Origin of the sequence: Paenibacillus sp. LBL (genome assembly GCF_029893715.1) — a bacterium.
In the GTDB taxonomy this organism is placed as follows: domain Bacteria; phylum Bacillota; class Bacilli; order Paenibacillales; family Paenibacillaceae; genus Paenibacillus_AQ; species Paenibacillus_AQ glucanolyticus.
In genome coordinates, this window is the sequence record NZ_JARXYU010000015.1 from 1 (window position 1) to 12,731 (window position 12,731).

The 12,731-nt window shown below is 39.4% G+C and carries 12 protein-coding genes; all 12 read left to right on the forward strand.

Translation table 11 applies throughout. The annotated features are described in order from the left end of the window. Window positions 1-548, forward strand: a 548-nt coding sequence (locus M2277_RS23905) for a phage tail protein (protein WP_348537792.1), incomplete at its 5' end; no start/stop codon positions are given. A gap of 15 nt (window positions 549-563) precedes the next feature. Then, window positions 564-935, forward strand: coding sequence for a hypothetical protein (locus M2277_RS23910; RefSeq protein ID WP_280755655.1), 372 nt, complete (start codon window positions 564-566; stop codon window positions 933-935). A gap of 23 nt (window positions 936-958) precedes the next feature. Next, window positions 959-1,594, forward strand: coding sequence for a hypothetical protein (locus M2277_RS23915; RefSeq protein ID WP_280755656.1), 636 nt, complete (start codon window positions 959-961; stop codon window positions 1,592-1,594). A 17-nt stretch (window positions 1,595-1,611) separates the two neighbouring features. Then, a complete protein-coding gene (locus M2277_RS23920; protein ID WP_280755657.1) occupies window positions 1,612-2,256 on the forward strand; it encodes a phage tail domain-containing protein in 645 nt (214 codons plus the stop codon). A 14-nt stretch (window positions 2,257-2,270) separates the two neighbouring features. After that, window positions 2,271-6,290: a phage tail spike protein gene (locus tag M2277_RS23925; protein ID WP_280755658.1), complete on the forward strand. Its 4,020-nt coding sequence runs from the start codon at window positions 2,271-2,273 to the stop codon at window positions 6,288-6,290. 12 nt (window positions 6,291-6,302) lie between these two features. After that, the gene (locus M2277_RS23930; protein ID WP_280755659.1) at window positions 6,303-6,764 is read left to right on the forward strand and encodes a hypothetical protein; all 462 of its coding nucleotides are present in this window, start codon (window positions 6,303-6,305) and stop codon (window positions 6,762-6,764) included. 21 nt (window positions 6,765-6,785) lie between these two features. Beyond that, the gene (locus M2277_RS23935) at window positions 6,786-7,952 is read left to right on the forward strand and encodes a hypothetical protein (protein WP_280755660.1); all 1,167 of its coding nucleotides are present in this window, start codon (window positions 6,786-6,788) and stop codon (window positions 7,950-7,952) included. A gap of 62 nt (window positions 7,953-8,014) precedes the next feature. Then, window positions 8,015-8,482 carry a hypothetical protein gene (locus tag M2277_RS23940; RefSeq protein WP_280755661.1) on the forward strand — a complete coding sequence of 156 codons (468 nt, stop codon included), beginning with the start codon at window positions 8,015-8,017 and terminating at the stop codon, window positions 8,480-8,482. A 93-nt stretch (window positions 8,483-8,575) separates the two neighbouring features. Beyond that, window positions 8,576-9,172: a hypothetical protein gene (locus M2277_RS23945; protein ID WP_280755662.1), complete on the forward strand. Its 597-nt coding sequence runs from the start codon at window positions 8,576-8,578 to the stop codon at window positions 9,170-9,172. 17 nt (window positions 9,173-9,189) lie between these two features. After that, complete coding sequence (locus tag M2277_RS23950) at window positions 9,190-9,762, forward strand: hypothetical protein (protein ID WP_280755663.1); 573 nt, start codon at window positions 9,190-9,192, stop codon at window positions 9,760-9,762. Next, on the forward strand, window positions 9,763-10,902 hold the full coding sequence (locus M2277_RS23955) for a hypothetical protein (protein ID WP_280755664.1): 1,140 nt from the start codon (window positions 9,763-9,765) through the stop codon (window positions 10,900-10,902). A gap of 3 nt (window positions 10,903-10,905) precedes the next feature. Next, entirely contained in the window at window positions 10,906-12,690 is a 1,785-nt protein-coding gene (locus M2277_RS23960; RefSeq protein ID WP_280755665.1) for a discoidin domain-containing protein, read from the forward strand. Window positions 12,691-12,731 lie beyond the last annotated feature (41 nt).

The following is a 12,731-nucleotide window of genomic DNA, read 5'->3' on the forward strand; positions in this document are numbered from 1 at the left end:
GATTGTTCAATGTTCAGTTGAGTAATGACCTATATTCAGAGTCGTTCATATCTGAAAGAAGCATCCAAGAAGTAGAAGTTCGTGGGAACGATAAACCATATTTTCAAGGGGTAAAGCGTTCCCCCCTTGTTCTTAAGCTGGAATTCGCTTTTGAAGGTTATTATGATGAACAAAGGATTCGTGAGGTGGCAAGGTGGTTGGATCAGGATTACTATAAGCCGTTTTACACTTCTGATAATCCAGAACGAATTTTTTATTGTTTGTTGAATTCGGATTCCAATCTTCTTCATAACGGTTTAAAACAGGGCTATATAACGCTGGAAATGCGTTGTGATAGTCCTTTTTCATATTCACCTGAGTATGTATCAAAGGTGTATGAATGGAATGAAATTCCGCTGACGGTTCAGGAGAAGGCAACGGCTTCGGATTTTAGCAAAGGGACGCTAACAAATGTAATTGTTAATTCAAATCAGAATTTAGCACTCAATCCAGTCAAAAAGAGATGGATTGATTTCCCTAGCTCAACAACTTGGTTTGATCTTTATTAGGAAAGTGGTGAAATAATGGCATCTGTTTGGGGCAGTAAAGCAGTTAATCCATCAGTTGAAATTGTTCAGGGTGTTAATGACACCCTGATTTTTTATGTAGACACAGTAGAGTACACAATTTACCTTGATCCGAACACCTATGTAACAAGAAAAGAATTCTTCACTTCCGCTCTAGTACCTCATGTAAATGAGAAGCTATTAGCGGCGAATTGCCCAGTTACAGTAGCGCTTGGTGGAATCGTGTCGGATGACGGTCCTATAGGAAATGCGCACAAGAACGTTTTGATTTTCAGTCATAATGACACGACCACTTCACACGTTATTGAAGATTTTAAAGGTAACGCAAATGATACAGTATTCGGAACTATCCAAAAAGTAGAGCCTTAAGTTTGGAGAAAGGAAGGTAGTTAATGATCAGTAAAACAAAGAATCTTGACCTGGTAAAAGTCGATCTTTATGAAGAAATGCACCAGACAATAATCAATTTCTCTGATAATTTTCAAAAGATTGATGACGCTGCTGAATTGTATGCTAACAATTTCCCTCAACTGGGGAATTGGGTTAAGAAGCAAAGAGTGTGGAATAGCAATCCAGCGAGTGGCAGTTACATTGGTTGGGTTTGTGTCCGTGATGGCATTGCAGCTCGGACGTGGAACGCCTTAACACCTTACACATTAGGCGATTACATTGTGCCGTTGGCTGACAATGGTCATGTTTATCAATGTACTAAAACAGGGAACAGTGGCGTTACTCAGCCGACTTTTCCGTTATCACCACAAGGAATAGTTGAAGATACAAAGGGTGGTGTCCCTTGGCGATCTGCAACCAGGGCAAATGCAAATGACATTGTATTCCCGACCTTGGATAATGGAGCCTTCTATGTTTGTGAAGTACCAGGCGTAACAGGTTCGGCAGAACCGTTGTGGTCTGCAAGTGCAGGAGATGCAGTATACGATGGGAACGTAACATGGAGAGTTTACAGAAAGACAGAATGGAAAGAAGTTGGACCAGCAGCCTTGTTTAAGGGCTTTGGAATTATCGCATAGTTAGGGGCTGAATAATCATGCCAACATGGGCAAGTGTCGCAGGATTTGAAGGACATAGAGAATCCCCCGAACTCCCTGTAAGTTTGGAGGGTGACGGTGCGGTATCGACAGTAAAATGGTCAGGGGTTATCCCGAGTGGGACTAGCATTTCGCTAAGTACCAATGTCTCATTTGATGGCGGTCACACATGGATGGGATGGAAGAAGGCTACGAATGGTGGTTCGATACCAGATGTCACAACAAATACAGATTTAACGAACTTAATTATTAAGTATAGAAGTTTTTTAAGTAGTGAATCGGCGAATGTAACTCCTGAGTTATCAGAGGTCGTTTTCACTATGATACCAGTAATTCAGTTCGAGAATGCCGGTGATTACACATTAAAACCTGAAATGTGGATCACAAAGGTTGGGAACGGCGACATTTCAATCGTTAATATGACGGATAACAATCGAGAGTTTAAGTTCACTGGCTTAATCGATGGGGAAACGGTCTATTTGCACAATGAAAGAGAGTATATAGAGACTAGTTTAGCGCTGGTATATCGTTACGATAACTTTAATGATAATTTTCTTGAACTACTTCGTGGGATTAATGTTTTAAGAGTTAATGGCGATGCGAAAATTCAGTTTAGATATCAATTTAAGACACTTCAAGGGTAGAAGGGAGGGCTAAGATGTTAGCAAGTATGGGCATAGGCAATATTGATCGGAATATAAAACCGATGAATCACAAGATATTTCTATTAAAACCAAATAGATCGACTATCGGAAAAATCAATGAAGCATATGATGTGGCGTATTCCGCGAAACTTGGCGGCATCAATGAGCTTACATTTAGAATGCCGTATGACGTTGATATTAATCATGTGCTTGAAACAAATATCAATGCTGATTTAGTAAAGGAAAGATACCTATTAAGATTGGAAATTGGGAATCTAAAAGAGATTTTTATCATTACTAAAATCAACGATGACATGGAAGATGACTCTGACTTCAAAACAATCACAGCATATTCGCTTGCGTATATGTTAAAAGATAAAATGGTTAGGGACATTAAGTTAGAATCAAAGAACGCGAGAGAAGCTTTGACTGTTGCGCTAAGCAATACAGTATGGTCTATTGATTATATTGATTCAGATTTTGAATTGAAATATAGACAGTTTGAAGTCTCAAGTAAATCTGTCTTGGATTTCATAGTTGAGATCGCTGAGACGTATACAGCACTCGTTGAGTATAATACCCTGAATTGCAAGGTGAGTTTGAAGAAACCGAACTTGGTTGGGACGAATAAGGGATTGATTTTCTCATATGGAAAATACCTTCAGTCTCTTGGCAAAGAATCGAATAGCGATGAAATGGTAACACGGCTAAAAGTCTTCGGTAGCGAAGGGATGTCCATTCAACGAGTTAATCCAACTGGACAGAACTATATCGAAGACTTTAGTTATTTCATGTACCCATTTGAACAAGACAATAATGGCAACGTAATTTCTCATAGTTACTATATGTCAGATGCTTTGTGCCAAGCGTTGATCCGCTATAATGCGCTAATTAGATCGAAACAGGATTACTTCAAAACACTCCTAACTGAAAAAGATGGATTATTGAAGACCTTGACCACTCTGACTCAAGAGTTGACTGAACTTGATCGTCAAAGAGATGTGATTCTAGATATTAAGGATGTTCAACAAGCTGACGGAGCTTTCTCTATCTACAACTTCCTTTTCTATGGAGGTTCCATGAGCAAGTCTATGGACCTAAATAACATTCGCAAGTATGTTGTTTTGGCTAAAGTCTCGGATAACAGTAATATCAACATCAGTGTGAACGGTTTGAATTCAGGCCTTCAAAATAACCAGTGGAGCTTAGTTCAGCGATTGCAGCTTACTACCCTAGCATCGATTAATGTTACGGGCGGCACTACTTTTGGAACGGATGTCAAAATTCAGATAAACCAAGTTACTGACGATGAGTTCCGTGGGTGGAAGGAAGTACTGAATCCAGACGGTTCGTATACCAAGGTTAATATTACTGATGGTGAAATTCTTAATAAGTATGGACTGGACAACAAGGAAGTTCAGATTGCTAATAAAAAAGCAGAGATAGATAACATCAATAAGCAGATTAAAGTTAAAGATGATGCAATTAATGCATTGAAAAACGAAATTAGTGTACAAGCTAACTTCACTCCTGCTCAAATCGTAGAACTAAACGAATATGTTATCGAAAAAGAATTTAGTGATGAGAACATCATTGATGATGAGGACTTGTTTGAGGAAGCACAAAAGAAGTTTGATGAGCTTAGACTTCCGCAGATGGTCATCGAGATTGATGTAGTTAACTTTTTAGAGTGCCTTGAGGAACAGTGGAATTGGCGAAAACTCAACCTTGGCGACATTATCACCATTAAGTACGAAAAGTTAAATATTAAAGTCCATGCCAAAATCATTCAAATTGATTATGACTTCGAAAACGGTACGATTAAACTAACGATAGCTAATATCAAGGACATCCAGACTGACGCTGAAAAGCTAATGAAATATCTGTATGACTCAATCTCAACCTCTACTGTAGTTGACATGAATAAGTACAAATGGGATGGAACTAAAACTGATTTGGGCGAAATCGACAGAATCATCAACTCCTTGTGGGATAAGACGAAGAATGAGCTTGATATGGCTGCCAATGAAACGGTAGTTATAGACAAGCGTGGTATAACCATCTACGATCCAAATGACCCGAATAAGTTTCTTAGAGCTACGCATGGTATCTTAGGGATTACTGATGACGGCGGCAACACTTATAAGCATGCAATCACCTACTTTGGTATCATCGGTGAGAGGATATACGGCAAAATCATTACTGGTGAACGTGTTGTGATTGGTGATCCAGACGGGATTCTTGAGATTCTTGGAAACAAAGGTAAAATCACCGATAGAAACGGTCGAGAGGTTATGTGGTTTGGCCTTTATGACACCACAAATGGCGATAAGTTTGGCATGAAGCTTGAGAATGATACAAATCAAGTCATCATAGATCGTGACAGTGGATTTAAAATCACGAAAAATGATGGATATGGCAACTGGATTGATATGGCGTGGTTAGGCACTGACGGGGTATTACATGCCCAGGGTATTCGGATCTTCCAAAGTGAAGTTGACCATTTGATGGGTATCTTAACGAACGGGATTATAATTAACCCTACAGATGGAATTATGATTTCTAGAAGCGATGGTCTGGTTCGCACGATTTTAAATGCGACAAGCGGAATATCGATTGAACGATATAACGGGATGTTCTGGCAGAAGAAGTTTTATGCGGACACCAACGGATACCTATGGGTTGAAGACTTGAACGCAAAGCGTATTCGTGTAGTTAATGACTTCAATGAAGAGCTTATCAATACAGATACGAGCTATATGAATATTGGTAAATTCGAAAACATTATAGTGGATGGGAAGTTAACCCCACTTGAAAAGCTTCAGGTTAAGAGCGAATGGGAACGGATCAAAACAGAATATCAGATGTTGCTTCAGCAAGCTAACAATTATGCTTTCACTAGCCGTGATAGTTCACAACGTATCAGTACATCGGCTTACAGTGAAGCTTATTTGCGTTTGAATAATTATATCGTTCCTTATCTAGTAAATATGGATATCACAGAAGCAATAGACCGACAACTATTTATCCAACGATTCCAAGAATACTATGATGAAGCGATAAAGATTATAAACGCCATTGCGGACTCTATTAAATACTCATCTCTGCAACTAGGTCAGTTCTACAACAATGTATTGATTGATGCTATTGACGGCATTACTGTTACCCGTAGTGATGACATGCAGCGTACTCGACTTAACGCAACTGAAGGTTTTGTTCTTCAGGTTAAGGAGAATGGGCAATGGGTTAACCGTTTCTCGGTAGATTACACTGGTAAATTGCAAGTTGACAATATCGAAGCCAGAAGACTTTTACTCAAAGGGAATAACGGGGAAATCCTTCTTGATGCAGACGAAAAAGTCTTACGCTTAGATAACTTCGATATGGTCATAGGTACAGTGGCAGCCGAGAACATTATCTCAAAAACAATCACAGCTAATGAGGGATTCATTGCCGACCTAACGGTAAATCGTTTGAAGACATTGCCTAATAATACGAGTGGTTATCTAAACTACATCGATATTTATGAGAAATATGCAAAATGGGTGACAAGTGAAATCACCGGCACTGCACAATCCAAGAACTCTGCTGGGCAACTCTTATACTGGACTGATAGCACTAAGACAGCCGCAACAACTGACAATACTGGTATCCCAGTTATGGGTAACACTTTCAAGGAACGGATCAAGATGCAGGTTTATTTCAATAACGATGGATTTGATGCCTACCCAGTCTGGCAATGGGGTGAAGGTGATACTCTTGGTGGAGCAATCGGCTATATCTATAAGGAACAAGATAGATTCACTTTGAAATACCTTGTTTCTAACTCAGCAAAGCTACGCTTGGTTGATCTAACGGATGCTGGTCTGGATATTAAAACAGAGAACGGGAAACTGACTATTGAACACGGGTTAGGATCAAAGATAGAAATTGAAAACTCTGGAATTATTAAACTGACTCATTCAAGTGGTAGCTACATTCAGATTGCAAATGATATTAAACTATCAGCAGTTGGGAACATCCATTTGAACTAAGGAGTGATTGGTATGAGTTTAGTGGCTTGCAATGGAAGTAACACGAATGATTCAACTGCAACTGATATCACATATCAGGTTTACAATCCTCAAAAAACTTGGTATGACAGAACATGCAGTGATTCAGAGGGTAATACTTGGGACTGCGGTTATTGGATACCTGGATATGACGATTATGATGGTACATCGACTGTTAGGGGTACAGTTAGTGCTTCAATTGCAAATGTTTATGTCAATGGTAAAAAAATAGCAAGGCAAAATGACTCCGTTACAGAAACAGAGCAAGCAAATGTACCAGGAAACGCCGTTAACATTAGAAATGCAGATGGTGGAACAGGTAGAGTGTCAAACGGTAATAGTAGCAGAGTTTATGCAGGCGGTGTACTAGTAGCAGTTGTTGGTAGTTCAGTCACAACGCATGCTGGGGGAAGTACAACTATCAAAGATGGTAGTACTAATGTATATATAACCTAGAGAAGAATGGGGGTGAATCACTTGTCAATACCGAATTTATACTTTCAATTCAACGATCCAGTCCGAATTATTTGGAGGGCTGGAACGACAGAGGACCCATATGTCCCTAGGGTGGAGAGTAAACGAATTATCAACAATAAGGTTGTACTCGAAGAGATCCCTTCTAGTTTCGATAAGGTAAAAGTATCGGGTTATACTGAAGTGCAGGAAGATACGCTTCGTAGAAAGAAGGTCCTTCTATCAAACGAATTCTATGTAAACTACAACAACGGAATTATTGAGTTTAATTCGTCTGAAGAAGATAAAACATTGGTCTTTGAATATAAAGGCCGTGGCATTATACAGTATCCAGCTGAGCGTATATTCGCTCATAATAAGCGAAAGAACAACGTGGTTGAGAATCTACAGGAAATACTTGATGACTCGATGACAGCGTTGATTGACGCTAATGATGCGATTGATCGTATTAATGCCGCCAGGGTGCTTGCTGAAGAAGCCACATTAAGAGCCGATAAAGCAACTGATAATGCCAACATAGCGACTGACGATGCTAAAGATGCAACAAAGGAAGCATTGGACGCAGCTGCTAGCACTATCATGATTTATCTTAATCCAGTAGCAAAGTATGACGATATCGATATCCAGTATCCTAACCCAGTAAATGGTGACAGAGTAATGGTAACATCAACGGGCGACATCTATAGGTTTGATGGAATTGTGAGTGGGCAATGGGAGCTTATCGACAACTATACTGGTGGATCTATTCCAATGGTTTCCGATGTGTTGAACGGTATGATGTATAAAGAAGATTACACCAAGTTTCATACAAAACTCGATAGAAAGTCTATCGTTTTCGTGATTCCATCGTTTCAAGATGTAGGAGTGATGAAACCAATTATTCGATTCCCATTAGAAGGTGAGATCGAAAAGGTGTATGCATATTGCAACATTCCTGGCCTAGCAGCTACTACTCAAATTGTTGTAGAAAAAATAAGTGATGCTGATTTTAAGGCAAATGGTACTTGGTCAGGGATAGCGACCATGGATTTGCCTAACCAGTCGAATAGCAGTGCGAATGAAGTTTTGAATAATAATGTCATCGATGCAGGTGACTATTTCAGGATCAACTTGACTCAAATTGATACTGATGTGAAAGGCTTAACTATTCATATTGAAGTTAAATTATAAATCAGGACAGGGCGAAATTATTGCTCTGTTCTTTTTAATTAAATCTTAGGAGGAATTTTATTATGGCTACACCGACAGTTACTTGGTGGAATGGAGATAACACGGCGGCGGTTACAGATTGGGCGATAGGCACAGTCGATGCAGGTACAGTTTCACAAGCAACAACTTTTACTATTTGGAACAACAGAGCAGGTACAACGGCTGTTGCTGATATGGATAACTGCACAATCACGACCAAAGATGCATCGGGTGGTAACACCGGCGAATTAGTAATTAATAAGTGGATTGAAGTCAAAGTTGAAACAATGGGTGAGACAACTTTCAGTGCTATTGGCGGCAGTGTTACAAAGGCAATCAAAGCTGGTGGTACAACGGTTCCAGCAGGAACTATTAGCGGTAAAATTAATGACGGAACAATCGCAGGTGGCGTGGATAACTTTGCTAAGGTAACTTTGCAGGCAAACGTTCCAGCAACAGCTACAGCAGGTAACGTTGACTTCTTGACTCGTGTTGCGTATACCTACAACTAATAGTTAATGCAATGATAAATAAAAGATAGATTTTAATGAGAAGGCCTGCCTAATGGTGGGCCTTTTATACTTCAATACAATGGGGGATTAAATATGAATAACAATTACATTTCGCCTGTTAATCAAGATTTTATATGGTTGGCAGAATATATGGATGGTAGTCATCTGAGCGAGTTTGATTTAGTAACAAAAATTGAAAACAATTTTTACGATATTGAGAGAGATAAGCTACTTAGATTTGGATTGATTGGACATGGAATTAAACTTTATTATGAAGTCTATGGCGGTATTTTTAAAGTCGCAGGACAGATGATCGAAGTATTATATAAAGTTGGAGATAAGGAGTATTACCTGACGGGCCAACAAGCAATGTATTGCGATATCATTTCTTATAAAAATGCTGAAGCTACTATTAATTTGCTTAGCGGCGGTGGAGAAATGAATAGTCAAATAACGCAGTTCAACTTTGGCTACAAAACGAATTTAAATATTGATGGCATAAATTTTAATTTTAAGGCTATCTGCATGATCCCATATATGCAGAATGCATACATGAACTTATGGCTGGTCGCTGATCGAGAATTAGATGGTCAAGTGGTAATCAAACGAAACGGCAAGGTTGTACAGGAAATAGAAGCTCCGCTGCATAACAATGTGGGTGGGGAAGTTAATTGGTTGATTTCAAATTAATAAGGGTGGTGAAATAAATGGCTCTGCCTATTACTCAGATTACATTGCCCTTTGATAATGCTAGGGGCGCAACAACAAACGTAACATATTCAAATAACTCATTTAAGCTGAATTTAGTTAAAGACACAAACTATGGTGAAAAGATTTATGTGAAAGAAGGTAGTATAGAATTCCCTGCGATTGATCTGGGCCAGTTCTACATGAAAGTCACTAAGATTGAGGTCCCAGGTAACTTCCCGAATACAACCTTAACAAAAGTTTTCACTTCAACATCAAACGATGCTAAGACATTTACTGCGTATCAGCAGGTTGACAATAGTGGCAATATGCTTTCTCCACAAGGCCGATATATCAGAGTAAAAGTTGAATTGTCTGGTGGGGAAAATCTCTTGAGAATTCTAAGAAATGACTTTATTCAAGGTGACTCTATTCAGTTCGATGCTGATAATCAAGTCGTGTTGGATGGAAGTATGTATCTTCGTATAGAACATATTAAAACATTCACGAAGAACGCTGCTGTTTCGGAAGGGTTCATATACTCTACACCTATAGGTAATTATAAAAAGATTGATAAGATTGAGGTGATATAGATGGCAACGCCTGCGACGACAGGGCAATTGAGGACGAAGACCCAAGATATGCAGATTGGTGACTACATTGCTTGTGGATACAAAGCTACTGCTAATACCATAGGTGAATTTAACAATCTTGGCATGGCTACTGGAAGCGAAATCCCTATAACTGGGGTAAGTGCACCAGATGGGTTCTTCTACCTGATTAAAGTTGATACTGGTTTGCTAATAGCTGATAGAGTGATACAGAATTCCATAACTTGGGATGTTCTAAATAATAGTAGAGTTATGCAAGGTGGGCCAATGGCAGGCAACATTGTTAAGCTCGTAAAAACTGTCAGTGAAGCAAATGGTATTGTTACAGCTAGCTTTTCAGGTGCTGATGGGGAAGCTTGGAAAGCTTTTAACGGAATAGCAACAAATTGGCAAGATCGATGGTATGTTAACACGTTCTCCTCTGGAGCCTGGATACAATACAAGTTTGATACTAGCAAAAAAGTTGAACATTACAGTATAGTCAGTGTAAACGAAGCCTTGGGCGCTAATCGTGCGCCTAAAAATTGGACGTTTGAAGCATCAAATGATGGGGCCAACTGGGTTGTTTTAGATAGTAGGACTAACATCACATGGAGTGCTGCTGGAATAGAGCTATTATTCAATGTGACTCAGAATAAGGGGGTTTACCAGTATTATAAATTAGTAATTAGTGCGAATAATGGCGATTCGGCAATGGAGATAGCAGAGTTAAGGATGTTTGACATACCTTATGGTGTGCGTTCTCTGACTGGTGGAGTGGCTTATGCTGATGCAAATGGTGGTATGTCCACTACGAACCAGAATTTTGGTGGCTGGCCTACGAATAATGAATGGGATAAATACATCATTAATTTCCCGAAAAGTAAGATGCAAGTCGGAAAAACAACAGACGATATATTTCATTGGTCTGGTAATGTTGTGACTTTATGCCAAGAAACCCCTGCTATCGGAATTACGCAACTTACTTCGACAGTTAAAGCTGTGAGTTCACATAGAGTTCATCGTGGATCTTTTATACAGAATAATGATACTGCACTAGCTTATGCATTCTCATTTATTAGTTCCAATAGTGCCGCATCCAACGTGGGTTTCCGTCCAGTATTCGAATATAAGGAGGTGTAATAAATGGCTACTATAGGACAAGCATTAACCGCCCCTGAGAGTGGTTGGAAGAGGATAAACGCCGATCATCCTCTGCTTTCATACACAGGTTCATGGACGACACAAAGTAATGCTGCATACTCAGGGGGGATAAATAAATACGCTACTACCGTAGGAGCTAGAATAACTTTTGCTTTTAGGGGAACAAAGTTTAGGTATATCGGGCAGTACAATACTACCTCTAAAACACCAGCATCTATATCAATAGATGGTGTGACTGAACAAATCCCCTTCTTGTCTAATACTTTGATAAATTCAGCACTAGTGTATGAGAAGACTGGATTGGTCGAAGGCAACCATACAGTCGTTATAACTATAAATGTAGCGAATGAGTACCAGTCAATACAAGGTGTTGATGTTGACTCTACTGGTCGGTTAATTCATCCAAATGAAGTTTTTGGAATTAAAGACCTTGATGTGGGCAAGCGTATTCGTTGTAATTATTCTGCGACATCTGGTGCAACAGGCACATTCAGAGGGCTTGGACAAGAAACGGCTGACTTCATCCCAGTTACTGGAACAGCCACTCCTAACGGCGACTTCTATTTTATTATGGTCGAAGATACTAATAAAAAGAAGACTCTCATAGCTGATCGTAACATTCAACACACTATCTCTTGGGACACTTTGAACAGAGCTGGTTTTGCAAGTAGTAGTGGGCTTCTATTGAATATCATACCAGGTTTAATGGGATATAGTTTTTCTATACGTCTTCTTTCAGGTGGAGTTGAAAGTATAGATAAAGAGAATGATTGGGATAAATACATCGTCAACTCTACGCTTAATGGAACAATCGTATCTGGTGATAATGCTGTGTGGAATTGGAGTGGCAATTCTTATGCTTGGACAAGCACAACACTGAAAGGAAATAGTGTCTACAGAGTCGTTAGAGGGAACAGCGCTATGGCAACATGGACCTCTTCGGATTCAAGCCTTTCGAATGGAGGAGGTTTCCGACCAGTTCTCGAAATTAAAATGCTCCCACAGGTTAAATCGTTAATTTTATCAAATGGTGAGTACAAAACACTGAAAAATTCCTACACAGTAACTGAGAGAATTGCAACTCCGATAAGTATTGTAATGACCTCAGATAACACTCCATCTCCGTTTGTCGCAAGTGCTTCAAGCGCTCTTACCAGTTACCCTGCATACTTGGCATTCGATGGTGTAAATGCTACCGTAACAGACTGCTGGGTATGTCAGTCAAATTCTGGTTGGCTTAAAATCGATTTGGGGACACAGACAGTAGTTGGAAATTATGAAATAGAAAAGGGCTATAGATTCGCAGACGATGCCCCAAAAGAATGGACTTTTGAAGGTAGTAATAACGATGCAGACTGGACCATACTAGACACTCAAACCAATCAAATTAATTGGACTAATGGAGAAAAAAGGTCGTATATGATTGCAAACCCAATGAGTTTCAGGTACTACAGGGTAAATGTAGTTATCAGTGAAAACAGTGCCTACCTTACCATAGGCGCATTAAACCTATTGGAGTATGGGACCGTAACTAAGACAGTAAACGCTCCATTCTGGGAAACAGTATCGACAACGCTGCCTGATGCGGATACTTTTATTAGCACAGGCATGGACGACATTTCCGTTCTTAATAGAAAGATTACAACAACTACTATTCCAATGAATGATAATACTGCTTCGGGACAGGCGTTGGGTAGCGGTAAGATGTTTAAGGAACGGATTGATCTAAATAAGTATATCGATATTAAGAAGATTAATGTGAAGTAGGGCTTGTGGCTCTACTTCTTTTACTTTTTAGGAGGAATGAG